Source organism: Paracraurococcus ruber (genome assembly GCF_004353985.1).
In the GTDB taxonomy this organism is placed as follows: domain Bacteria; phylum Pseudomonadota; class Alphaproteobacteria; order Acetobacterales; family Acetobacteraceae; genus Paracraurococcus; species Paracraurococcus ruber.
The window spans coordinates 12,602-36,784 of sequence record NZ_SMOA01000023.1; the positions used below are offsets into that span (position 1 = coordinate 12,602).

19 protein-coding genes are annotated in these 24,183 nt (G+C 74.0%); 10 read left to right on the top strand and 9 right to left on the bottom strand.

The features are described from left to right. The first annotated feature begins 1 nt into the window (after position 1). From chlG to hemC, 4 genes are read left to right on the top strand one after another with little or no spacing between them, the layout of a single operon-like run. Positions 2-892, top strand: coding sequence for a chlorophyll synthase ChlG (gene chlG / locus E2C05_RS07085; protein ID WP_192912428.1), 891 nt, complete (start codon positions 2-4; stop codon positions 890-892). Then, positions 889-2,220 carry a BCD family MFS transporter gene (locus E2C05_RS07090; RefSeq protein WP_133218914.1) on the top strand — a complete coding sequence of 444 codons (1,332 nt, stop codon included), beginning with the start codon at positions 889-891 and terminating at the stop codon, positions 2,218-2,220. The genes chlG and E2C05_RS07090 overlap by 4 nt, the downstream gene beginning before the upstream one ends. Positions 2,221-2,233: 13 nt before the next feature. Further along, positions 2,234-3,418, top strand: coding sequence for a geranylgeranyl diphosphate reductase (locus E2C05_RS07095; RefSeq protein WP_133218915.1), 1,185 nt, complete (start codon positions 2,234-2,236; stop codon positions 3,416-3,418). A gap of 19 nt (positions 3,419-3,437) precedes the next feature. Beyond that, positions 3,438-4,439: a hydroxymethylbilane synthase gene (hemC, locus tag E2C05_RS07100; RefSeq protein WP_133218916.1), complete on the top strand. Its 1,002-nt coding sequence runs from the start codon at positions 3,438-3,440 to the stop codon at positions 4,437-4,439. 173 nt (positions 4,440-4,612) lie between these two features. Here hemC and E2C05_RS07105 read toward each other — a convergent pair whose 3' ends face one another. From E2C05_RS07105 to E2C05_RS07115, 3 genes are read right to left on the bottom strand one after another with little or no spacing between them, the layout of a single operon-like run. Continuing rightward, positions 4,613-5,491, bottom strand: coding sequence for an alpha/beta fold hydrolase (locus tag E2C05_RS07105; protein ID WP_133218917.1), 879 nt, complete (start codon positions 5,489-5,491; stop codon positions 4,613-4,615). 45 nt (positions 5,492-5,536) lie between these two features. After that, positions 5,537-6,403, bottom strand: coding sequence for a metallophosphoesterase family protein (locus E2C05_RS07110; RefSeq protein WP_133218918.1), 867 nt, complete (start codon positions 6,401-6,403; stop codon positions 5,537-5,539). Positions 6,404-6,411: 8 nt separating this feature from the next. Beyond that, positions 6,412-7,350, bottom strand: a complete 939-nt coding sequence (locus tag E2C05_RS07115; RefSeq protein ID WP_133218919.1) for a diacylglycerol/lipid kinase family protein — start codon at positions 7,348-7,350, stop codon at positions 6,412-6,414. Positions 7,351-7,502: 152 nt separating this feature from the next. On the opposite strand from E2C05_RS07115, the gene E2C05_RS07120 reads away from it, so the two are divergent. The 4 genes from E2C05_RS07120 to E2C05_RS07135 all read left to right on the top strand — a co-directional run bounded on the left by E2C05_RS07120 (position 7,503) and on the right by E2C05_RS07135 (position 11,475). Next, the gene (locus tag E2C05_RS07120) at positions 7,503-7,901 is read left to right on the top strand and encodes a carboxymuconolactone decarboxylase family protein (protein WP_133218920.1); all 399 of its coding nucleotides are present in this window, start codon (positions 7,503-7,505) and stop codon (positions 7,899-7,901) included. 1 nt (position 7,902) lies between these two features. Continuing rightward, a complete protein-coding gene (locus E2C05_RS07125; protein WP_133218921.1) occupies positions 7,903-8,802 on the top strand; it encodes an NAD(P)-dependent oxidoreductase in 900 nt (299 codons plus the stop codon). A 181-nt stretch (positions 8,803-8,983) separates the two neighbouring features. Continuing rightward, complete coding sequence (locus E2C05_RS07130; protein ID WP_205082754.1) at positions 8,984-10,681, top strand: methyltransferase domain-containing protein; 1,698 nt, start codon at positions 8,984-8,986, stop codon at positions 10,679-10,681. Continuing rightward, complete coding sequence (locus E2C05_RS07135) at positions 10,678-11,475, top strand: N-acyl homoserine lactonase family protein (RefSeq protein WP_133218923.1); 798 nt, start codon at positions 10,678-10,680, stop codon at positions 11,473-11,475. Before E2C05_RS07130 ends, E2C05_RS07135 begins: the two co-directional genes overlap by 4 nt. A gap of 76 nt (positions 11,476-11,551) precedes the next feature. Here E2C05_RS07135 and E2C05_RS07140 read toward each other — a convergent pair whose 3' ends face one another. Together E2C05_RS07140 and E2C05_RS07145 are read right to left on the bottom strand one after the other, a co-directional pair. Continuing rightward, a complete protein-coding gene (locus tag E2C05_RS07140) occupies positions 11,552-11,878 on the bottom strand; it encodes a hypothetical protein (protein WP_133218924.1) in 327 nt (108 codons plus the stop codon). Positions 11,879-11,887: 9 nt separating this feature from the next. Continuing rightward, positions 11,888-12,856, bottom strand: a complete 969-nt coding sequence (locus E2C05_RS07145) for a Bug family tripartite tricarboxylate transporter substrate binding protein (protein ID WP_133218925.1) — start codon at positions 12,854-12,856, stop codon at positions 11,888-11,890. A gap of 219 nt (positions 12,857-13,075) precedes the next feature. On the opposite strand from E2C05_RS07145, the gene E2C05_RS07150 reads away from it, so the two are divergent. Beyond that, positions 13,076-15,451: a xanthine dehydrogenase family protein molybdopterin-binding subunit gene (locus tag E2C05_RS07150; protein WP_133218926.1), complete on the top strand. Its 2,376-nt coding sequence runs from the start codon at positions 13,076-13,078 to the stop codon at positions 15,449-15,451. Between the two features lie 445 nt (positions 15,452-15,896). Beyond that, a complete protein-coding gene (locus E2C05_RS07155; RefSeq protein ID WP_133218927.1) occupies positions 15,897-16,256 on the top strand; it encodes a response regulator in 360 nt (119 codons plus the stop codon). A gap of 776 nt (positions 16,257-17,032) precedes the next feature. Here the strand turns inward: E2C05_RS07155 and E2C05_RS07160 are convergent. From E2C05_RS07160 to E2C05_RS07175, 4 genes are all read right to left on the bottom strand, one after another. Beyond that, the gene (locus tag E2C05_RS07160; protein ID WP_133218928.1) at positions 17,033-20,467 is read right to left on the bottom strand and encodes a PAS domain S-box protein; all 3,435 of its coding nucleotides are present in this window, start codon (positions 20,465-20,467) and stop codon (positions 17,033-17,035) included. Positions 20,468-20,621: 154 nt separating this feature from the next. Next, positions 20,622-21,956: an oxygen-independent coproporphyrinogen III oxidase gene (gene hemN / locus E2C05_RS07165; RefSeq protein WP_133218929.1), complete on the bottom strand. Its 1,335-nt coding sequence runs from the start codon at positions 21,954-21,956 to the stop codon at positions 20,622-20,624. Between the two features lie 563 nt (positions 21,957-22,519). Beyond that, positions 22,520-23,923: an AtzE family amidohydrolase gene (locus E2C05_RS07170; RefSeq protein WP_133218930.1), complete on the bottom strand. Its 1,404-nt coding sequence runs from the start codon at positions 23,921-23,923 to the stop codon at positions 22,520-22,522. Further along, entirely contained in the window at positions 23,920-24,111 is a 192-nt protein-coding gene (locus E2C05_RS07175) for an AtzG-like protein (protein ID WP_133218931.1), read from the bottom strand. Before E2C05_RS07175 ends, E2C05_RS07170 begins: the two co-directional genes overlap by 4 nt. Between the last annotated feature and the right edge of the window lie 72 nt (positions 24,112-24,183).

Here is a 24,183-nt window from a genome sequence, read left to right on the forward strand (position 1 = left end):
GATGTCCGCGACCGTGGCCCGCCCTGCCCTCTCCGCCTGCCTCGAGCTGCTGAAGCCGGTCACCTGGTTCGCGCCGATCTGGGCCTATTCCTGCGGCATCGTCTCCTCCGGCCAGGGCGGCGCCGGGCGCTGGCACGTGATCGCGGCGGGGCTGCTGATCGCCGGGCCGCTGGTCTGCGGCACCAGCCAGGCGATCAACGACTGGTACGACCGCCACGTGGACGCGATCAACGAGCCGCACCGGCCCATCCCCTCCGGCCGCATCCCGGGCGACTGGGGCTTCTGGATCGCCGTCGTCTGGACCGCGCTGTCGCTGATGGTCGCCACCGTGCTGGGCCCCTGGGGCTTCGGCGCGACGGTGGTCGGCCTCGCTTTGGCCTGGGCCTATTCGGCGCCGCCGCTGCGGCTCAAGCGCGATGGCTGGCTGGGCGGCACCGCCTGCGCCGCCTGCTACGAGGGCCTGCCCTGGATCACCGGCGCGGCGGTGATGGCCGGCGGCGCCCCGGGCCTGGAGGTGCTGGTGATGGCCGGGCTCTACAGCCTCGGCGCCATCGGCATCATGACGTTGAACGACTTCAAGGCGGTGGAGGGCGACCGGCGCACCGGCATCAACTCCCTGCCCGTGCGGCTGGGGGAGGAGCGGGCGGCGCAACTGGCCTGCGCGCTGATGGCGGCGCCGCAGGTGGCGGTGGTGTGGCTGCTGCTGGCCTGGGGCGCGCCCTGGCATGCCGGCGCCATCGCCGTCTCGCTGCTCGCCCAGGTGGCGCTGATGCGGGTGCTGCTGGCCGATCCGAAGGCCAAGGCGCCCTGGTACAACGGCACCGGCACCACGCTCTATGTGCTGGGCATGCTGGTGACGGCCTTCGCGCTGCGCCCGGCGGTGCTGCCATGAGCGCGTTGCCGACCGTCGCCTCGCCCATCGGCTGGCTGGGCATCCTCCGGCTCGGCCTGGTGCAGACCGCGCTGGGCGCCGTGGTGGTGCTGACCACCTCCGCCATCAACCGCGTCATGGTGGTGGAGCTGGCGCTGCCGGCGACCATCCCCGGCCTGCTGGTGGCGCTGCACTACGCGGTGCAGCTCTCCCGCCCCGCCATGGGCCATGGCTCGGACCGCGGCGGGCGGCGGACGCCCTGGATCATCGGCGGCATCGCCGTGCTGGCGCTGGGCGGACTCGGCGCCGCCGCGGCGACGGCGGTGATGGCGGAGAACCTGGCGCTGGGCCTCGCGCTGGCGGTGCTCGCCTTCCTCGCGGTCGGGGCCGGGGTCGGCGCCGCCGGCACTTCGCTGCTGGCGCTGCTGGCGACGCGGGTCGCGCCGCAGCGGCGGGCGCCGGCGGCCACCATCGTCTGGCTGATGATGATCGCCGGCTTCGTCGTGACGACCGCGGTCGCCGGCCGCTTCCTCGACCCCTATTCGCCGCAGCGGCTGCTGGCCGTCACCGGCACGGTCTGCGGCATCGTCATGGTCGTCACGCTGCTGGCGGTCTGGGGGATGGAGCCTGCCCGCACGCCGGCGGAGTCGCGCCCCGCGCCCAAGGGCAGCTTCCGGGAGGCGCTGGCCCAGGTCTGGGAGGAGCCGGAGGCGCGGCGCTTCACCGTCTTCGTCTTCGTCTCCATGCTGGCCTATTCGGCGCAGGACCTGATCCTGGAGCCCTTCGGCGGCCAGGTCTTCGGCCTGACGCTGGGGGAGACGACGAAGCTCGCCTCCGCCCAGCACATGGGCGTCTTCCTCGGCATGATCCTGGCGGCGCTGGGCGGCGGCCTGGGCGGGGAGCGCTTCGGCAATCTCCGCGCCTGGACCATCGGCGGCTGCCTCGCCTCCGCCGTCGCGCTGGCGGTGCTGGCCTTCGCCGGCACGGTCGGGCCGGGCTTCCCGCTAAAGGCGGCCTATGTCGCGCTCGGCGTCGCCAACGGCGCCTTCGCCGCCGCCGCCATCGCCACCATGATGCAGCTGGCCGGCAAGGGCCGCGACCAGCGGGAAGGCATGCGCGTCGGGCTCTGGGGCGCGGCGCAGGCCATCGCCTTCGGCCTGGGCGGGCTGGCCGGCGCGGCGGCCAGCGACCTCGCCCGCAACCTCATCGCCTCGCCCGGCCTCGCCTATGGCGCGGTCTTCGCCGGGGAGGCGCTGCTGTTCCTCATCTCCGCCCTGCTCGCCGCGCGCATCACCCGCGCGGCGCCCGCCATGACCGCGCTGGGCGCGCTCGCGCCGTCCCGCAGCTAGGGAGTCCCCGAGAATGACCGAGACCTTTGACGTGGTCGTGGTGGGCGGCGGTCCCTCCGGCGCCATCGCGGCCGAGGAACTGGCGCGGGCCGGCCGGCATGTCGCGCTGCTCGACCGCGCCGGGCGCATCAAGCCCTGCGGCGGCGCCATCCCGCCGCGCCTGATCCGCGACTTCGCCATCCCCGAGCACCTGATCGTCGCCCGCATCAACTCGGCCCGCATGATCGCCCCCTCCGAGCGCGAGGTGGACATGCCGATCGAGGGCAGCGGCTATGTCGGCATGGTGGACCGCGAGCATTTCGACGAGTTCCTGCGGACCCGCGCCGCCGAGGCCGGGGCGGTGCGGCACACCGGAACCTATGAGCGGATCGAGCGCGACTCGCAGGGCACCGCCGTCGTCGTCTACGCGACCAGGGCCGGGCAGGAGGTGCGGCTGCGCGCCCGCATCGTCATCGGCGCCGATGGCGCGAAATCCAAGGTGGCGAAGCAGGAAGTGCCCATCGCCGCCAAGGTGCCCTGCGTCTTCGCCTATCACGAGATCATCGAATCGCCGCCCGACCAGACCGGCCGCTTCGACGCCAAGCGCTGCGACGTCTTCTACCAGGGCAAGCATTCGCCCGATTTCTATTCCTGGATCTTCCCGCATGGCGCGGTGACCAGCATCGGCACCGGCTCGGCGCAGAAGGGCTTCTCGCTCCGCGGCTCCATCGCCGAGTTGCGGAAGAGCACGGGGCTGGAAGGCCAGAAGCTGATCCGGCATGAGGGCGCGCCGATCCCGATGAAGCCGGCGAAGCGCTGGGACAATGGGAAGGACGTGGTGCTGGCCGGCGATGCCGCCGGCGTGGTCGCGCCCGCCTCCGGCGAGGGGATCTACTACGCCATGGTCGGCGGGCAATTCGCCGCGCAGGCGGTGGAGGCCTGCCTCGCGACCGGCGATGCGCGCGCCCTCGGCCTCGCCCGCAAGCGCTTCATGAAGGAGCATGGCCGGGTCTTCTGGATCCTCGGGATCATGCAGTATTTCTGGTATTCCTCGGAGAAGCGGCGGGAGAAATTCGTCTCCATCTGCCAGGACAAGGACGTGCAGCGCCTGACCTGGGAAAGCTACATGAACAAGAAGCTGACGCGGCGCGACCCGATGGCGCATGTCCGCATCTTCTTCAAGGATCTCGCCCATCTGTTCGGCCTGGCGCGCGCCTGAGCCCCGTGGAGTCGCCTGCATGAGCCGCCTCGCTACCCTCGATGCTCCCGCCTCCGCGCGCCATGGCCGGGGCCATGCCCTGCCGCTGCGCGTCGGCACGCGCGGCTCGCCGCTCGCGCTCTGGCAGACGCGGCATTTCCTCTCGATCATCGGCGGCTTCTGCCCGGTGATGAAGGGCGCCGATGCCTTCGCCGAGCATGTCATCAGCACCGCCGGCGACCGGATTCAGGACCGGCCGCTGGCCGATATCGGCGGCAAGGGCCTCTTCGCCAAGGAGATCCATGAGGCGCTGCTGGATGGCGCGATCGACTTCGCCGTGCACAGCCTGAAGGACCTGGAGACGGAGTTGCCGCCCGGCATCGTGCTGGCCTGCACCCTGAAGCGGGAGGATGCGCGGGACGCCATCGTGCTCGGCCCCGTCTGCGGCATGCCGGACCGGGCGGACCCGCTGGCCTGCATCCCGCGCGGGGCGCTGGTCGGCACCGCCTCCGTCCGGCGGCAGAGCCAGATCCTGCACCTGCGGCCCGACCTGCGCTGCGAGGTGATCCGCGGCAATGTGCAGACCCGGCTGTCGCGCGTGCGGAACGGCGACTTCGCCGCCAGCTTCCTGGCGCTGGCCGGGCTGCGGCGGCTGGGGCTGGAGATCGAGGCGGGCATCGTGCTGGATCCCGGGGTGATGGTCCCGGCCGCCGGCCAGGGCATCGTCGGCATCACCGTCCGCGAGTCGGACGAGGAATTGCGCGACCTGCTCGCCGCCATCGAATGCCCGGATGCTCGGGCGGTCTCGGCGGCGGAGCGGGCGATGCTCGGCGCGCTGGACGGGTCCTGCCGCACGCCGATCGGCGGGCATGCGGTGGTCGGGCGCGACGGCGTGCTGCGCCTCACCGGCCTCATCGCCCGGCCGGATGGCAGCTTCCTGCTGAAGCGGGAGATCGAGGGCGCGCCGGCGGATGCGGCGCGCCTGGGCATGGCGCTGGGCGACCGGCTCCGCCGCGAGGCGCCCGCCGACATCCTGTCCTAGGGCGGATCGCAGGAGGGCGTGAACGCCCGGACGCGTGAATCCGCCCTGAGAACAAGGGCTAGAGCGGCTTGCGTGTTCGAGTGAACGCGCAGGCCGGTCCAGGCTCGCGGTTTCCAGAGGCCTTTCGGCCTTTGGCGGAGTAGGTCCGGGGGGCAATGCCCCTTCCGGCGCTGTCACAGGAAGCGGTCGAGGTGCTGCAGCACCTCGTCGGGCGCTTCCTCCGCCAGGTAGTGCCCGCTGTTCACCTCGCCGGTCGTCAGCGCGCCGGTGCTGTACTCCCGCCAGATCGCCGGCGCGTCGTACCAGCGCGGGATGGCGCCCTTGGCGCCCCACAGCGCCAGCAGCGGGCAGGCCACCCTGTCGCCGGCGGCGCGGCTGGCGCGGTCATGCTCCAGGTCGATCGCCGTCGCGGCGCGGTAATCCTCGCAGATCGCCGCCACCGTCCCCGGCTCCCGCAGCGCCGCCAGGTAGTCCGCCCGCGCCTCCGGGTGGAAGAAGCCCTTGTCCTTCGGCTCGCGCGCGGTGTGCAGGTCGAACCAGTCCTCGGTGTCGCGCAGGATCATCCGCTCCGGCCGGTCATGCGGCTGCGCCAGGAAGAACCAGTGGTAGTAGCCCATGGCGAATTCCATGGTCGTCCGCTCGAAATGCGCCAGCGTCGGGATGATGTCCATGACGCAGAGCCGGTCGACCGCCTGCGGATGGTCGAGCGTCAGGCGATGCGCCACCCGCGCGCCGCGGTCATGCGCGACCAGCCGGAAGCGCTCATGCCCCAGTCCCCGCATCAGCGCGACCAGGTCCTTCGCCATCTCCCGCTTCGCATAGTGCCGGCTGTCCGGCGTCACCGGCGGCTTGGCGGTGAAGCCGTAGCCGCGGATATCGGGCGCGACGACGGTGAAGCGGCGGGCCAGCACCGGCGCCACCTTGTGCCACATCGCATGGGTCTGCGGGTTGCCGTGCAGCAGCAGCAGCGGCGGGCCGGACCCGCCGCGGCGCAGCCGGATGCGCTGGCCATTCGCCTCCCGGGTCTCGAGCGTGAAGCCTTCGAAGAACATGGCGCTGCCTCCCACTGCCGCCGCATCCTGGCCCGGCCGCCGCGCTCAGGCCAGCGAGGCGCCGGGAAAGACGGCGACCGAGGGCGTCGCGTCGGTCGCCTGCGGCGGCACGGCGGCCCAGCGCGCGCCGTCCCAGGCGCGGGCGAAGACCTCCACCTTCCCGTCATCGGCGATGCGGATCTCGTTGAAGGCGTTCGGCTCGCCGCGCAGCCGGCGGGAGGTGGTGGTGGAGGACAGCACCACCGTCAGCGGCCCCTCTGCCCGCGTCGTCGTCTCGGCGGTGCCATGCGCCGAGGCGCCCACCTCCCGCGCCGGCTCGGCGATGTCGCCGACATGCAGGTGGCCTGACAGCACCAGCCGCACGCCCTGCCGCGCGAAGGCCTCCAGCGCCCGGGCGGCGCCGCCCACCGTCCGCGCCTCCGGCGCCGCCCGCGGCGCCACGAAGGGGTGATGCGCGACGACGATGCGGGTGAGGCCGGGCGGCAGCGCCGCCAGCCGCGCCTCGCAGCGCGCCAGCCGCGTATGGCCGACCCGGCCGCGCGACCAGTCGAGGTAGAGCCCGGCGCGGCGCGCGGTGTTGAGCCCGACCACGCCGACGCGGCTGTCCTGGTACACCGGCTCCGTCTCCGGCCCCATGTAGTATCGCCAGCGGGCATAGGGGTCGACGAAGCGTTCCAGCAGCATGTAGCCGACGATGTCGTGGTTGCCCGGCACCGCCAGCAGCGGCGCCCGGAGCCCCTGCAGGAAGGCGCGCGCCGCCTCGAACTCCCGCCGCCGGGCGCGCATGGTCAGGTCGCCGCTGACGGCGATGAGGTCCGGCGGGTCGCGGTTCAGCTCGGCGGCGAGGCCGGCGACGACCTCGGGGATCTCGGCGCCGAAATGCAGGTCGGACAGATGCGCGATGCGGTACATGCAGGCCTTCAGGCAAGGGAAGCGGCGGCGTCCGGCAGGCGGACGCCCGCGGCCGCGGCAGGGACGATGACGCGCAGCGCGCGCGGGCGGATGGCGTAGCGCAGCGGCGGGGCCAGCAGCAGCGCCTCCCCGTCGTTCATCACCCGCAGCGCGCGGCGGCGGCTGGCGACGGTGATGGACCGGGCCGGCCGCTCCTCGATCCCCGGCTGCCGCCGCCAGGCGCCCAGCGCCATGGCGGCCAGCATCCTGGCGATCCACCAGGCGCCGAAGCGGCGGGCGCGGTAGAGCACCAGCTCGCCGCGGTCCAGCCTCTCCCGCGCGAAGAAGCTGCCGAAGCCCTCGGCATAGGCGTTGCTGGCGACCGCCAGGGCGCGGGTCCGCAGGCGGCGGGGCGGCGCGCCATCCAGCGCCACGTCCAGCCGCAGGGGCGGGTGGCGCCACAGCGCCCGCAGCGCACCCAGCGCCAGGCGCAGCCGTCCGCCAAGGCCGCCGGCGCCGCGCTGGCGTTCGCGGTGGCGGCCGATGGCGGCGGGCAGGCCGAGCACGGACATGCAGAGGAAGGCGTGGCCATTCACCTCGGCGACGTCGATCGCGCGGACCTCGCCGCGGGCCAGCACCGCGGCGGCATCCGCCAGCGCCAGCGGCAGGCCAAGGTCCCTGGCCAGCATGTTCATGGTGCCGAGCGGCAGGATGCCGAGGGCGATGCCGGTGCCCGCGAGGCGCTGCGCCGCGGCGGCGATGCTGCCGTCGCCGCCGCCGACGATGACCGCATCGGCGCCCAGCGCCACCGCGCGGTCCAGCCGGGCGCCGAGATCCGGCGCGTCCCCGGGGACGATCACCGCCTCCAGGCCGGCGGCCCGGAGATGGCCGGCCACCTCCCCGGCGGGATCCCCGCGGCCCAGCAGGCCGCCGGAGCGGGCATTGATCACGACGGCGACGCGGCGCATGCGGGGTCCGGGCTGTGCTCGCGCCTCAACAGTTGCCGGGCGGATCGGTTCGCCGCCAGGGCCTGGCGTCCGCGAATCGTCACGCCGCCCGGTTGACCGCCGCCCTGGCCCGCGCGAGCCTCCCGGCCCATCGCATGCGGGGAGACGACGCCATGTCCGAGGATAGCGCGCTGTTCGACAAGGGCCTGCCGATCCGGCGGGAGGTGCTGGGCGCCGAGTATGTCGACGGGTCCATGGCCAAGGCCGACGAGTTCATGATGTCCTTCCAGCGCGCCACCACCGCCTGGGCCTGGGGCTGGGCCTGGGGCGACCCGACGCTGGAGCGGAAGACGCGGTCCATGCTCAACCTCGCCATGCTGACCGCGCTGGGCAAGACGCCCGAGATCAAGCTGCATGTGAAGGGCGCGCTGAACAACGGCCTGACGGTGGAGGAGATCAAGGCGGTGCTGCTGCACGCCACCGCCTATTGCGGCATCCCCGCCGGCCTCGATGCCTTCAAGGCGGCGCATGAGGTGCTGGTGGCGGAGGGTGCCCTGCCGGGCAAGAAGTAAGGTGGCGGCCCTCAAGCGGATCGGCTTCGCCGGCATAGGCAACATGGGCTGGCCGATGGCGGCCAACCTGGTGAAGGCCGGGTTCGACGTCACGGTGGCGGATGCGGTGCCCGGCCGCGCCGCGCAATTCGCCGCCGAGGTCGGCGGCGATGCCGCCGCCGATGCCGGCGCGGCGGCGCGCGACGCCGATGCCCTGATCACCATCCTGCCGACCAGCAAGCAGGTGGCGGAGGTGGCGGCGCTGGTCGCCCCGGTGCTGCCGCGCGGCGCCCTGCTGATCGACATGACCAGCGGCCAGCCGGCGCGGACGCGGGAGATCGCGGCGACGCTGGCGGAGCGCGGCATCGGCATGATCGACGCCCCGGTCTCCGGCGGCGTGCCGCGCGCGAAGACCGGCGACCTCGCCATCATGCTGGGCGGCGAGACGGCCGAGTTGGACCGCGCCGAGCCCGTGCTGAAGGCCATGGGCAGCAGCCTCTACCGCTGCGGCGGCATCGGCGCCGGCCAGGCGATGAAGGCGCTGAACAACCTGTCCTCGGCCGGCACCTTCCTGATGGGAATCGAGGTGCTGCTGATCGGCCAGCGCTTCGGGCTCGACCCCGTGACGATGGTCGATGTGCTGAACGCCTCCTCCGGCATGTCCAATTCCAGCCAGCGGAAGTTCAAGCAGTATGTCCTGAACCGCCGCTTCGACGACGGCTTCGCGCTGGAGCTGATGGTGAAGGATCTCGGCATCGCGCTGGAGGTCGGGCGGGACACCGCGACGCCGACGCCCTTCTCCGCGCTGTGCAAGGAGATGTGGGCGGCGGCGCTGGCCAGCCTCGGCCCCGGGCACAACCACACCGCGTCGGCGCAGCTGTCGGAGAAGATGGCGGGCGAGATCCTCGGGGGGAACAAGTGAGCATGCCCGCCACCTCGCGGACCGGCGCGACCTAGGCATGTTCGGGACCGGACTGGTGGTGGCTCTCCGCCGCCGGATCGCCCGGCTGCGCGGGCCGCAGCCGGCCCCGCCTGGCCGGGTCGTGGCGCCAGGGCCGGCACCGCGGGGTGCCGAACCCCTGCCATCGCCGATCCGGGCGCCCGTGCTGGCGGCGGGCGGCCCGCCACGGGGCGCGCCCTATGTGCTGGCGCTGTCCATGGTGAAGAACGAGCAGGACATCATCGAGCCCTTCATCCGCCATGCCGCCGGGCTCGCCGACTTCCTGCTGCTGCTCGACAACCGGTCGGTCGATGCCACCCGGCGCATCGCCCTCGACTGCGCCCGCGAACTGGGCAACGTCGCCGTCGCCGACACGCCGGATTTCGGCTACACGCAGTCCGCGCGGATGACGGCGCTGCTGCACCATGCGCAGGACGCCTATTTCGCCGATTTCGTGCTGCTGCTCGACGCCGACGAGTTCCTGGCCGTTCCGGACCGGGACGCGCTGCATGCCGCCCTCGCCGCGATCCCGCCCGGCGGGGCGGGACTCCTGCCCTGGCGCACCCATGTCGTCCGCGCCGAGGACGGCGCCGCGGCGGATCCGCCGCGCGACATGCGGTGGCGCCGGAAGGCGGAGCCGACGCAGTTCTACAAGCTGGCGCTGCGGCTCGATGGCCGGCCGGCCGGCGACCTCACCGTGCACCAGGGCAGCCATTCGGCGACCCGGTCGGACGGCACGCCGGTGCCGACCGTCACCCTGGATGGCCTGCCCCTGCTGCATTTCCCGGTCCGCAGCCTGGCGCAGATCCGGGCCAAGGGCATCGCCGGCTGGGCGGCCTACCTCGCCCGGGACCCGCGGGCGCGGCAGCATGTCCAGGCCTTCCAGTGGCGCGACGCCTTCGATGACGTCGCCGACGGCCGCATGGAAACGGCGGCGGACCTGTCCCGCGTCTCGCTCGGCTACGCCGTGCCGCCGGGCCAGGCGCCGGCCGAGCTGATCGACGATCCGCCGCCCGTCGAGTACCAGCGCCGCCATTCCACCGGCGCCTTCGCCGATCCTCTGGCCCTCGTCGCCCGGTCCTGGGAGGCATCGCTGACCGCGCCGGTGGCGCTGCTGGACGGCCTCGCGCCGCGCCGGGACGGCAAGGCGGCGGAGGGCATCGGCGGCACCGCCTTCACCGGCGATTGGCACTGGCAGAACCTGTTCGTCGATGTCGCGCCGTTCCGGTTCGTCGCGGAACTGCTGCAGCCCGCATCGGTGCTGGATATCGGCTGCGGCGTCGGCGCCTATCTCGACCTGTTCCGCCGCTGCGGCGCCACGACCGTGCTGGGGCTGGACGGCATGAGCGCCGCGGCATCGGTGCTGCGGGATGACGAATACCGGGTGGCCGACCTTGCCCTGCCGCAGGATCTGGGCCGGCGCTTCGACCTGGTGCTCTGCCTGGAGGTCGCCGAGCACCTGGACGCGGCGGCGCATGCGACGCTGGTCGAGACCATCGCCCGCCACGCCGCCGGCATGGTCGTCTTCTCCGCGGCGGATCTGGGGCAGCCCGGCCACGGGCACATCTCCTGCAAGCCGGTCGCCGACTGGCTCGCGCTCTGGGCCGCGCATGGCTGGTCGCCGGATTACGGGCTGAGCTGCGCCATGCGGGCGCTGTCCACCCTGTCCTGGTTCCGCCGCAACCTGCTGGTCCTGCGCCGCGGGCCCGCCGAGCCCTGGCAGGCGGACCGCCTGGCCGCCATCGGCGCGCGGCCCTTCGCCTGGTACGGCCAGGCGCCGGGCATCCGGCACTTTCCCATGACCGAACCCATGCCGGACCCGCCGGCGGGCTACAGGACCGAGGCGAAGGAGACGACATGACCTGGGAAGTCTACGCCATCCGCTACGGCCGCCACGACCGGCCCGCGCAGTCCAACTTCCTCCTGCCGGTGCAGGACCCGCATGAGGCCATGCCGCTGGACTACTTCGTCTGGCTGGTGCGGGACCCCGCCACCGGCCACGACATCGTGGTCGATACCGGCTTCGACCATGCCTGCGCCGAGAAGCGCGGCCGCAGCATCAGCCGCAGCGTCAGCGACAGCCTGCGCGCCATGGGCGCCGACCCGGCCAAGGTGCGGGACGTGGTCGTCACCCACCTGCACTACGACCATGCCGGCAGCATCGACATCTTCACCGGCGCCCGGATCCACATCCAGGACCGGGAGATGGCCTTCGCCACCGGCCGGCACATGTGCACCGCCTGCATCCGCCTGCCCTTCGAGGCGGACCATGTCGTCTCCATGGTCCGCGCCCTGTTCGCCGACAAGGTGCAGTTCCATGACGGCGAAGGCACGGTCGCGCCCGGCGTCACCGTCCACCGCGTCGGCGGCCATTCCGACGGGCTGCAGGTGGTGCGGGTGGAGACGGCGCGCGGGCCGGTCGTGCTGGCCAGCGACGCCATGCATTTCTACGCCAACAGCGATACCGGGAATCCCTTCCCCATCATCTTCGACCTCGGCGCCATGACGCAGGGCTGGCGCATCGCGAAGAAGCTGGCGGGCGGGGATGAGTCGCGGGTGATCCCCGGGCACGATCCGGCGGTGCGGACACGGTTCCCGAAGGTGCCGGGACAGGGCGACGACGTGGTCGCGCTGCACCTGCCGCCCCTCCAATGACCGGCGCTGCGAGAGGGGCATTGCCCCCCTCCCGCTCCCCCCACCAAAGGCCGAAGGGCCTTTGGAAACCTCGAGTTCAGCGCGTCAGGACCACCGCGGTCAGGAACAGGCCGAGCAGCGCCAGGCCCATGGAGATGCCCGGCCACCAGGGGCGGGCGCCGGCCTGCACCACCAGCGCATTCGCCGCCAGGGAGAGGATCAGCCCGGCCAGAGGTTGGGTCCAGTGCATCTCCAGCACCCCCCAGGCCAGCAGCACCAGCCAGAAGGCGAAGGCGGACCGGCCCATGATGCGGAAGGCGCGGTCGGCGGCCGCCGCCTCCGGCCGCAGGCCGGGCGTGGTGCTGCGCGCCTCGATGACGCCGGCGATGGACAGCGCGACCAGCGCCAGGAAATAGACCTGCATCCGGGCTGGTTACTCCGCCCGGATGCCGGCGGCCAGGATCACCTCCCGCGCCCGCGCCGCCTCCGCCCGGATCGTCGCCGCCGTCTGCTCCGGCGTGCCGCCGATCGGCTCCAGCCCCAGCTCCGCCAGGCGCCTGCGGAAAGCCTCCTCGGCCAGCAGCCGGTTGGTCTCCCGGTTCAGCCGTGCCACCACCCCGGCCGGCAGGCCGGCGGGACCGGCCAGGTAGGTGAAGGCGGCGGAATCGAAGCCGGGCAGCGTCTCGGCGATGGTCGGCAGGTCCGGCATCAGGCTGGACTTCTCCGCACTCGCCACCGCCACCGCCCGCAGCGCGCCGCTCGCCCGGTGCTCGGCGAAGAGCAGCAGCGTGTCGATGGCGAAGGAGATGCGGCCGGCGATCAGCTCCTGCATGGCCGGGCCGCTGCCGCGGAAGGGCACATGCGTCACCTCGATGCCGGCCCGCAGCTTCAGCATCTCCCCCGCCAGGTGGGAGGAGGCGCCGACGCCCGAGCTGTAGAAGGTAAGCTCCCCGGGCCGCGCCTTGGCCAGCGCGATCAGGTCGCCGACGCTCCGCACCGGCAGCGACGGATGCACCACCAGAAGGTTCGGCGCGCGGACGATGCTGACGATGGGCACGAAATCCCGGTCCGGGTCATAGGGCAGGCTGCGCATCAGGCTGGGATTGACGATCTGCGGGCCGGGGGTGCCGTAGAGCAGGACATAGCCATCGGGCCTCGCCTTGGCGACGGCATCGGCGCCCAGCGTCGCGCCGGCACCGGGCCGGTTCTCCACCACCAGCGCCTGGCCCAGCAGCGGCCCCAGCCGCTCCGCCAGCAGCCGCGCCAGCAGGTCGGAGGCACCGCCGGGCGCGAAGGGCACCACCAGCCGGATCGGCCGGGCCGGCCATTCCTCCGCCCGCGCCCGCCGCGCCGCCAGCAGCCCGGCCGCGCCCAGCACGGCGCCACGTCGCCCGAAGCGCATCCCCGCCTCCCCTCCCCCCTTGTTGCGCGGCAGCCTCCGGGACGGGCCGGGCCGCGTCAATCCGGCCCCGGCGCGCCCGGCATCCGCCCGCCGGTGGCCCATGCCGCGCCGGCCCGCCCCGCCGCCATCCGTCCTGGCACGCGGGATGCACGGCCTGCCCTGGACAAACCGCGCCGCAGCCTCGACATCTGCAGCAACACCCAGCCGCGAGAGAGACCCATGCCCGACAGCAACATGCCGGACCTGTCACGCCTGAAATTCGGGGTGGGCCAGCCGGTGCCGCGGCAGGAAGACCCGATCCTGTTGCAGGGACGCGGCCGCTACACCGACGACATCAGCCTGCCCGGGGAGCTCTACTGCGTCATGGTGCGCAGCCCCTATGCCCATGGCGTCATCAACGGGATCGACACGGACGCGGCGAAGGCGGTGCCCGGCGTCGTCGCGGTCTTCACCGGGAAGGACCTGGAAGGCCATGGCTACGGCTTCATGCGCTGCGTCCTGCCGCTGAAGAACGCCGATGGCAGCCCGATCCGCAACATCGAACGCCCGGCCCTGGCGACCGACAAGGTGCGATTCGTCGGCGACCCCGTGGCCTTCGTCGTCGCCGAGAGCAGGTCGGCCGCGAAGGACGGCGCCGAGGCGGTGTTCGTCGATATCGACGTGCTGCCGGCGGTCACCGACGCCTCGGCCGCCGCCGCGCCGGGCGCGCCGCAGCTCTATGACCACCTGCCGGGCAATTGCGTGCTGGACTTCGCCTTCGGCGACGGCGCCAAAGTGGCGGAGGCCTTCGGCAAGGCCGCGCATGTCACGAAGCTGTCCATCCGCAACAACCGCGTGGTGGTCTGCGCGATGGAGCCGCGCAGCGCGCTCGGCGAATACGACGCCGCGACCGGCCGCTACACCCTGCATGTCGGCAGCCAGGGCGTCTTCGGCCTGAAGGGGCAGATGGCGAACGACATCCTGAAGGTGCCGGCCGACAAGGTCCGCATCCTGACCGGCAATGTCGGCGGCAGCTTCGGGATGAAGGCCAGCGCCTACCCGGAATATCTCTGCCTGCTGCATGCCGCGAAGCTGCTGGGCAAGCCGGTCAAGTGGACCGACGAGCGTACCGGGTCCTTCCTCTCGGACAGCCATGGCCGCGACCATGAGGTGGATGCGGAACTGGCCCTGGATGCCGAGGGGCGGGCGCTGGCGGTGCGGCTGACCGCCTATGCGAACATGGGCGGCTACCTGGCGACGGTGGCGCCGCTGATGGGCACCGGCAATTTCGTCAAGAACGTGCAGTCCAACTACGCCACGCCGCTGATCGAGGTGAAGACGAAATGCCTGGTGACCAACACCACGCCCGTCTCCGCCTATCGCGGCGCCGGAAGGCCGGAGGGCAACTACTTCTTCGAACGGCTGCTGGAGCAGGCGGCGAAGGAGATGGGCAAGGACCCGATCGCGCTCCGCAAGCTGAACCATATCAGGCCCGATGCCTTCCCCTTCAGCGCGCCGAGCGGCAGCGTCTATGACAGCGGCGATTTCTCCGCGGTGCTGGAGAAGGCGCTGGAGGCCGCCGACTGGGACGGCTTCGCCGCCCGCAAGGCCGAGAGCAAGGCGCGCGGCAGGCTGCGCGGGCGCGGCATCGGCAATTTCCTGGAATGCACCGCGCCCCCGATGAAGGAACAGGGCGAGATCCGGTTCGAGCCGGACGGCACCGTCACCATCATCACCGGCACGCTGGACTATGGCCAGGGCCACTGGAGCGCCTTCGCCCAGGTGCTGCACACCCATCTCGGCGTGCCCTTCGAGGCGATCCGACTGGTGCAGGGCGATTCCGACCTGCTGGTGGCCGGCGGCGGCACCGGCGGGTCGAAGTCGCTCATGGCCTCCGGCGCCGCCATCGTGGAGGCGGCGCAGCTGGTGATCGAGAAGGGGAAGGTCGCCGCGGCGCATATGCTGGAAGCCGCGGTCGCGGATATCGAGTTCGAGCGGGATGCGGCGGGCCTCGGCCGCTTCGCCATCGCCGGCACCGACCGCGCGATCGGCATCATGGAACTCGCCGAGCGCATCCGCACCGCCAACAACCCGCCGCCGGAGATGCCGGCCAGCCTCGACGTGCAGCATGTCTTCGGGGAGGCGCCGATGGCCTACCCGAATGGCTGCCATGTCTGCGAGGTCGAGATCGACCCCGATACCGGCCATACCGACATCGTCCGCTACATGTCGGTGAACGACTTCGGCGTCATCGTGAACCCGCTGCTGGTCGCCGGCCAGGCGCATGGCGGCATCGTCCAGGGCATCGGCCAGGCGCTGATGGAGCACGTGGCCTATTCCGAGGAAGGGCAGCTCCTCTCCGGCTCCTACCAGGACTACGCCCTGCCGCGCGCCAGCGACGTGCCGGAATTCGGCTTCGTCAGCCACCCCGCGCCCTGCAAGACCAACCCGCTGGGCGCCAAGGGCTGCGGGGAGGCCGGCTGCGCCGGGTCCCTGCCCGCGGTGATGAATGCGGTGGTGGATGCGCTGTCGGATTTCGGCATCAGCCATATCGACATGCCCGCGACGCCCGAGCGGGTCTGGCGGGCCATCGCCGACGCCAGGGCGGCCGCCTGACGGCGCGCCGGGCCCTGCCCCGGGATCGGCGTCGCCCGGGGCCGGCGCCTGCCCCGAGGCCGTCGCCGGGGCCTCGCCACGCCCCGGGCCGATGCCGGGCTGCGCCGGCCCGGCGCCACCGGGCCGGCCGCCTTGCCTTCGGACGGCCTTCTTTCCAAGGCTTGCTGTCGCCACGCAGTCCGGGCATCGAGAGGCTTGCCTGCCCGACGGCGCCGCGAGTCGCTCAAGTCTCGCACAAGCGTGAGTCGATATCATCATTCTGGCGTGCAACTTGTTTCTGGTTCTTAAGAATGGTTGCGGGACAGCGCGTTTGCGGCGAGGGACACTGCCTGGGGATGCGATCGCGGCCGCCGCGACGCGGCCCGGGCCGGGGCGCCGCGGTCCATGGGTGGCGGCGCCGGATGCCGGGGGCCTCGCGGTACGGCAGGGAAGTGGGAGTGAGGGGATGACAAGGCTCACGGGGCGCCGCGTCCTGGTCGTCGAGGACGAGGCGCTGGTTGCCATGCTGGTAGAGGACGCGCTGCTGGATGCCGGCGCGGCCGTGGTCGGGCCGGCAGCGACGGTGACCGAGGCGTTGAGCCTTCTCACGAAGGAGACGCCGGATGTCGCGGTGCTGGACCTGAACCTGGCCGGCGAGACCTCCACGCCCGTCGCCGATGCGCTGGCGCTGCGCGGCGTGCCCTTCGTGGTGGCCACCGGCTATGGCGCGGAGGGGTTGCCGGCCAGCCATGCGCATGTGCCGGTCCTGGCCAAGCCCTATGACCCGGATGACCTGACCGCGGCGCTCGGCCGGCTCTGCGTCTGATCCCGGCCTACTGCCGGGTTGGCATCACGGGCGGCCGTTGACCGTGACCGGCCGACGGCCCCTGCATCGCCGGGCGGCCCGCGCCGCATGCCTCAGCGACGCGGCGTAAGCCCCGCCGCCCGTCCGGGCGCCCGGCATGCCCGGCGGGAACGGAAGATGCCTGCCCGCGGGCATCGGCCCGCCGGCATCGTCCCGGGCTAGCCCTCCGGGCTGCGCGCCCGCCCCGGCGAAGCGACGCGGATCGGACCGGTCGACCTGCGGCCGGCGCCCGGCGCGGCAGCCGGCCCCCCGGCATGGCCCTCGGGCGTGGTCCCTGGTCATGACCCCGCATCGGCTCATCGGCGCCTGTGGATAAGTGCCCGGCAACCGGCCGGCCTGCCGCCGATGGCCGGGTCACCAGGGCCTTTGGCGCAGGGGCGGCCGCGGGCCATCCGGCGGTCGTGCCTGGCCGCGACCCCGGCCGCCACCCCGCGCTGCCTAGGCCGGTGCCGGCCGGAAGCGGGGATAGGCTTTCGCGATCGGCATGAGGCCGGGGCGCGGCCCGGCCGCGGGCGATTTGCCTGCCAGGCGGGTCCGCGGGCAGGTCCGCGCCGTCGCCGGCAAGGGGACGCGGCGGCCCGCCCCGGCGGTCCGCATGACTCCGGCGGCCGTTGATCCCGGCCGATCGACGGCCCCGCCATCGCCGGGCGGTCTGCGCCGCGAACCTTGGCGACGCGGCATGGGTCGCGGCGCCCGTCCAGGCGCCAGGCATGACTGGGCCGCCCCCGCCGCCGGCATCAGCCGCCGGCCGCGGCCTCGGTCGGCATCTCGGCCGCCGCCCGCGGCAGCCACAGCGTCACCACGGTGCCCTGGCCGGGCCGGCTCTCGATCAGCAGCGCCCCGCCGGACTGCGCCGCGAAGCCATGCGCCATGGCCAGGCCGAGGCCGGTGCCCTGCCCGACCTCCTTGGTGGTGAAGAAGGGCTCGGTCGCCCGCGCCAGCGTGGCGGCGTCCATCCCCTGCCCCGTATCGGCGACGCGGATCCGCAGGTAGTCGGCCGGAACCAGGCCCTGGGGATGCGGCATGGCTCCCCCCCGGGCCTCCGGCCCGCCCACCCGCTCCACCGCCGCCTCCACCCGCAGCAGGCCGCCCTGCGGCATGGCGTCGCGGGCGTTCAGCGCCAGGTTGAACAGCACGAGCTCGAGCTGCATGCGGTCGGACCGCACCGGCGGCAGGCCGGCGGGCGCGGCGATCTCCAGCCGGATATCCGGGCCGAGCGGCCCGTGCAGCAGGGTCGCCAGCCCCTGCAGCAGGTCCGGCAGGGCCACCGGCCCGGTCTGCAGCTGGTCCTGCCGGGCGAAGGCCAGCATCCGGCGGGTCAGCCCGGCGCCGCGCTCGGCCGCCTGCAGGGCGATGGCGGCATAGCGCTCCACCCGCGCGGCATCGGCCTTGCCGCCGCCGATCATGTGCAGCGCGGCGGTCAGCACCTGCAGCAGGTTGTTGAAGTCATGCGCCACGCCGCCGGCGATGCGGCCCAGCGCCTCCAGCTTCTGCGCCTCCCGCAGCCGGGCCTCGGCGCGGTTCCGCTCGGTCAGGTCGAACAGGATGGAATAGCTGTGCAGGAAGCCGCCGGCGGCATCGTGCTCGGCGCGCGCCCGCAGCAGCACGTCCAGCAGCACGCCATCGGCCCGGCGCATGCGGTACTCCACCTCCCGCACCTCCTCGCCGGTCGCGCGCAGCTCCGCCAGCGCCGCCTCCCAGCGCCGCATGCTCTCCGCGTCCATGAACTCGCCGGTGCGGCGGCCCAGCACCTCCTCCCGCCGGTAGCCGAGGAAGGCCAGCCATTCGTCGCTGACGCGGATCAGCCGCCCCTCCGCATCCACCGAATGGAAGGCGGCCGGCGTGCGGTCGTAGATGCGGCGCAGCGCCCGCTCCTGCGATGCCAGCTCGGCGGTCCGCTCGGCCACCGCCCGTTCCAGCGCCGCCTTGTCGGCCAGCAGCGCCGCCTCGGCCCGCTTGCGGTCGGTCAGGTCCAGGATGAAGGCGATGGTCTGCTCGCGCCGCTCGCCCACCAGGGTGAAGCCGACCAGCACGGGGATGCGCGATCCGTCCGGGCGCAAGTATTCCTTCTCATACGGGGTGCAGGCGCCGTTCCGCTGCGCCTCGGCGATGCCCGCCGCATCGGCCGGCAGCCATTCCGGCGGGGTCAGCGCATCCCAGCGCAGCGTGCCGGCCTCCAGCTCGGCGCGGCTATGGCCGGCGATGCGCAGCAGCGCGTCGTTCGCCTCCAGGATCCGGCCATGCACGTCGCCGCGCAGCACGCCGATCGGGTTGGCCTCGACCATGGCGCGCAACTCGGCCTCGCGCGACCGCAGCGCCGCCTCGCGCTCGCGCGCCTCGGTGACATCGCGGTTCACGCCCAGCATGCGCGCCGGGCGCCCCGCCGCATCGCGGACCACCCGGCCGCTCGCCGCCAGCCAGCGCTCGGCGCCGTCCGGGGCGCGGCGGATGCGGAACTCGGCGCCGAAGCCGCCATCGTCGCGGGCCAGGGCGGCATCGCATTCGGCCCGCAGGGCATCCCGGTCGGCGGCATGCACCAGGTCGAACCAGGCGGCCATGTCCGGCGCCGGCAGGGCCGGGTCCAGGCCGAACAGCGCATATTGCCGGTCGGACCAGACCTGCCGCCCGGTCAGCAGGTCGACATCCCAGGCGCCGATCCCGCCGGCCTCCTGCGCCAGGCGCAGCCTCGCCTCGCCCTCCCGCAGCGCCGCCTCGGCGGCGCGGCGGCCGGTGATGTCGCGGATGGCGCCGATGGCGCGCGCCACGCGGCCGTCGGGCCCGGCCAGCGCCTCGCCGCGGTCGGCGACCCAGCGGGTGCGGCCATCCGGCAGCCGGATGCGGTATTCGAAGGCATAGGGGCCGGGCGTCGCCAGGGCGCGCGCCAGGCGCTCCGCCAGCACCGTCCGGTCCTCCGGATGCACCTGCTCCAGCCTTCCCTGCCAGGCGGTGGTCCAGACCGCGTCGCCGGGCGACGGCGGCTGGCCGTGCAGCACGGCGTATTCGCGGGTGACCCGGGTGCTGTCGCTGGCGATGTCCCAGTCATAGGCGCCGATCTGCCCGGCCCGCTGCGCCAGGCGCAGCCGGTGCTCGCTCTCCTTCAAGGCCGCCTCGGACCGCCGGCAATCGCCCAGCAGCCCATCGAAGGCGGCGGCCAGCGTCGCCGCCTCGGCGTAGCCGCTGCCGGGGGGCAGCGGGTCGCGGCCGCCCGCGCGCTGCTGCCGTTCCGCCGCCGCCGCCAGGCACTGCAGCGGCCGCGCCAGCCAGGCGGCGGCCAGCCAGCCCAGCAGCGCCGCCAGGGCGGAGGCGCCGAGGCCGAAGAGCAGGATGTCCCGCCGCAGCGCCTGGGCCGGCGCCAGCGCCTCCGCCGCCGGGCGCCGCGCCAGCACCTGCCAGCCCAGGCCGGGATGCGCCGCCCAGCCGCGGGTGGCCGCGGCGGCGGCGAGGAACCCTTCCCCGTCGGGGAAGGCGGTGGGGCCGCCCGCCAGCGCCGCCTCCGGCAGGGTGGTGCCGAGCAGCGCGGGCGGGCCCAGCAGCACTTCCCGGCTGCGGGAGAGGATCAGGATCTCCGGCTCGCCCGGCCGCGGCGTGCCGACCACCCCGGCCGCCCAGCGCCAGTCGAGATGCGCCGCGACGACGCCGACCAGCGCCCCATCCGCCGCCCGCACCGGCGCGGCGAGGTCGAGCAGCCGCAGCCGTCCGCCGCTGCCGAGCCGGCCGGCCAGCATCTGCGCGTCGTGCACGTCCTCGATCACCGGGCCCTGCATGGCGTCGCGGACGAAGGGCCGGCCGGACGCGTCCTCCCCTTCCAGCAGGCGGCGGCTGTCGGCCACCACCCGGCCGCCCGGCGCGACGAAGGCGATCAGGGCGTAGTCGGCGAAGGTGTCGTGCAGCCGCTGCAGGATGACGCGGCGGAGGTCGGCGGGGGTCGCCGGGTCGCGCATCAGCGGCAGGCCGGCGGCTACCTGCAGGTCGCGCCAGCGCGCCGCCAGGTCGCGGTCCAGCCGCTCCGCGAAGCGCCCGGCCGTGCCGTGCAGGGAATCGACCTGGGAAGCGGCGACGCGCCGCGACGCCTCCGCGCCGGCCAGCAGGCTGGTGCCGAGCGCGGCGAGCAACGCGATGCCGCCGAAGGCGGCGGCCAGGATGACCCGGAGGGGCGGAGGGGCGGACGCCATGGGCGGTGCGAGGGTGCGGAGCTTGTACCGGGGCCGCGTTCGTTACGTGATCACATGGCCGTCAGCGCCCGACGCCCTCGAAGCCCGGCCGGTCGCATTGTGTTACATAGGGTTGATCTGGTATCGCGGGGCGCCGCCACGCGATACCACCCTGCTACACCGCGGCGCTGTGCCGGGCGGCGCCGCTGGCCAGGTAGGCGTCGAAGGCGGCGGCCACGTGCCGCACATGCCGCCGCCCCGCCGCCGTCACCCGCAGCGTCTCGGGCGCCAGGTCGATCAGGCCATCGCTCGCCAGCGGCGCCAGCGCCGGCCGCACATCCGCGACCAGGGCGGGCGGCAGCGCCGCGAGGTCGAGGGCGAAGTCGCACATCACCCGCTCGATGCAGTGGCGGCGCAGCCGGTCCTCCGCCGTCACCGCGCGGCCGCGGCGGACCGGCAGCGTGCCGGCCTGCACCGCCGCGACCCAGCGGCGCTCGTTCGGCTCGTTCTGCGCATAGCCAGCGACCTCGATCCCGCCGATGGCGGAGGCGCCGAGGCCGAGCAGCACCGGCGCCGCATCCGTGGTGTAGCCCTGGAAATTGCGCCGCAGCGTGCCTTCGCGCGCCGCCACCGCCATCGCATCCGCCGGCCGGGCGAAGTGGTCGAGCCCGATCGCCTCGAAGCCCTCAGCGGCCAGCACCTGCTCCGCCGCCTCGGCCTGCTGCAGCCGCTCGAGCGCGCCGGGAAGCTGTTCCATGTGGATGGCGTTCTGGTGCGGCTTCATCCAGGGCACATGCGCGTAGCCGAAGACCGCGACGCGGTCGGCGCCGACCTGCGCGGCGAAGCGGGCGGTGGCGGCGACCTGCGCCGTGGTCTGGCCGGGCAGGCCGTACATCAGGTCGAGGTTGATCGCCCGGATGCCGGCGGCGCGCAGCCAGCCGATGCCGCGCGCCACCATCGCCTCGGGCTGGGTGCGGCCGATGCGGCGCTGCACCGCGGGGTCGATGTCCTGCACGCCGAGGCTGGCGCGGGTGACGCCGGCCTCGGCCAGCGCCGCGACGACCTCCTCGGTCAGCACGCGCGGGTCGAGTTCGATGGCGAGTTCCGCACCGGGGCGGAGGCCGAATTCCGTCCGCAGCGCGGCGAACAGCGCGCGCAGCCCGTCCGCGCCGAGGGTGCTGGGCGTGCCGCCGCCCAGATGGATGGCGGCGACCCCGGCATGCGCCGGCAGCGCGGCGGCGAGCAGCGCGGCCTCCTGCGCCAGGGCGGCGCCGTAGCGGGCGATGCGGTCCGGGTTGCGGGTGACGGCGGTGGTGCAGCCGCAATACCAGCAGAGCGAGGCGCAGAAGGGGATGTGGAGATAGAGCGAGAGCGGGTCCACCGGCCGGATGCCGCCGAGCCAGGCGCGGTAGGTCGCTTCCTCCAGCGGGCCGAAATGCGGCGCCGTGGGATAGGAGGTGTAGCGGGGGAGGTTGGCCAGCGCGTAGCCGACGGGGATGGACCTGCTCATGCGCCATGCTGGCCATGCCCGGCGGCCGCGGTCCTTGCGCGGGATCAAGCCGGGCGGCGGTGGCGCCGGGACCGGCCGGGCGGCGGCCCCTCCCCCGCGGCCGGTCGCCCGGGCGGCTGCCGGTCCTGGATGGGCGCCGCGGCCGCCGGTGCCTCGGGGGAACCGGGCCTGCCGCGGGTCCCATCCTGGCGCCGGGCCGCTGGAGCGGATCCCTCTCAGGTGGAATCACCCGAGCGGGTAACGGTGCCCGTCGATCCGAATGACTGGGGCGGTTGCCGGGAGCCGTGGCGAAGGGAAACCGCCCCAGTGTCCTGCCCGCTGCCTTCGCAGCCACCGGCTGCGGAGGCAGCGGATCAGCAGGCCACTGCAAGCGAAGGCGCGTGGCCCGGACCGAAGGGCGCCGCCGGTGGCGGCGCACTTCGGCTTCGGGACACCAGCGTCCTGCCCGCGCAGCTCGCAGCCACCGGCTGCGCGGGCAGCGGATCAGCAGGCCACCGCAAGCGAAGGCGCGTGGCCCGGACCGAAGGGCGCCGCCGGTGGCGGCGAATTTCGGCTTCGGGACGCTAGACCGCGCCCTCCGCGAACCCCGCCGCCACCGGCGCCGCGCAGATGCCGGCCGCCTCCAGCGCCGCCGCGGCGCGGAACAGCGTGGCTTCCGCCCAGGGCCGGCCGATCAGCTGCACGCCGATGGGCAGCGCCCCCTCCGCCTTCGGCACCGGCGCCGTCACCACCGGCAGGCCGATGCCGGAGATCGGCTGGGTGAAAAGGCCCATGGAAGGGCGCAGCGGCACCTGCACGCCGCCCAGCGCCAGCATCTCCTGCCCGATCGGCGTCGCCGGCACCGGCGTGGCCGGCGCCAGCAGCACGTCCCAGTCCCGCAGCAGCGCCGCCATGGACTGCCGGGCGAGGCCACGCACCCGCTGCGCCTGGTTGATCCAGGCGGCCGGCAGCAGGGCGCCGGCCAGCAGCCGGTCCTGGATCAGCGGCTCGTAGTCCTCAAGCTGCGTGCGCAGGGTGGGCAGGTGCAGCGCGCCGCCCTCCGCGCTGGTGATCAGGAAGGCGGCGGCGCGGCTGGCCTCCGCCATGTCCCAGGTCACCGTCTCCGTCGCGCCCAGCGCCTGCGCCACGGCGGCCACGGCCTGCCGCGCCGCCGCCGATTGCTGCCGGCCGAACCAGCCGCCCAGGACCGCCACGCGCAGCCCGGCCGTCCCGGCGCCGAGGCCCGGCGTCACCGCCTCGGGCGGCTGCGCCGCCTGGGCCGGGTCCGCCGCGTCCAGGCCCTGCAGCGCGTCATAGGCCGCCGCCAGGTCCGCCACGGACCGGGCGAAGGGCCCGACATGGTCGAGGGCGTAGACGAAGGGGAAGGAGCCATGGCGCGACAGCCGCCCATAGCTGGGCTTGAGCCCCCACAGGCCGCAGAGCGAGGCGGGCACCCGGATGGACCCGTTGGTGTCGGTGCCGAGGCTGAGCGGGACCAGCCCGGCCGCGACCGCCGCCGCCGAGCCGCCCGAGGAGCCACCGGCGATCCGCGTCCCGTCATGCGGGTTGCGCGCCGGGCCGTCATGGCTGTTCTCCGTGGTGAAGCCGTAGGCGAACTCGTCCATGTTCAGCGCGCCGAGGCAGATCGCCCCCGCCGCCTCCAGCTGCCGGACCAGGAAGGCGTCGCGCGTGGCAGGCGGCGCGGCTTTCCGGATCCTGCTGCCGGCGGTGGTCGGGATGCCGGCCAGGTCGAACAGGTTCTTGGCGGCGAAGGGCACCCCGGCCAGCGGCCCGACCGCCGCGCCGCGGGCGATGCGCGCATCCAGGGCATCCGCGGCGGCCAGTGCCCGGTCCGCAAGCACGGCGGTGAAGGCATTCACCGCCGCATTGCGGGCGGCGATGCGCGCCAGCGCCGCTTCGGTCACCGCCCGGGCGGTGGTCTCGCCGGCGCGGATGCGGGCGGCGATGGCCAGCGCGGGGCCGCTCATGGCCGGTACACCGGCGCCGGCTCGGCCGTTTCGTCCAGCGGCACCGCCAGCGCCGGCGCGGCGATGCGCGCGACCAGCGCCAGCGCCGCCGCCACCCGCGCCTGCCGTTCGGCATCGAGGTGCAGCCCCACCGCCGGGGCCATGGCGGCGACATAGGCGGCGGGGTCGAGGCGGTCGGGGTCCAGCATGGGCGCTCTCCTGCGGCGGCCGCTGCCCCATGCCGGAATCATACCAGGGCACGCGAGCCGGGATGCGCGGCG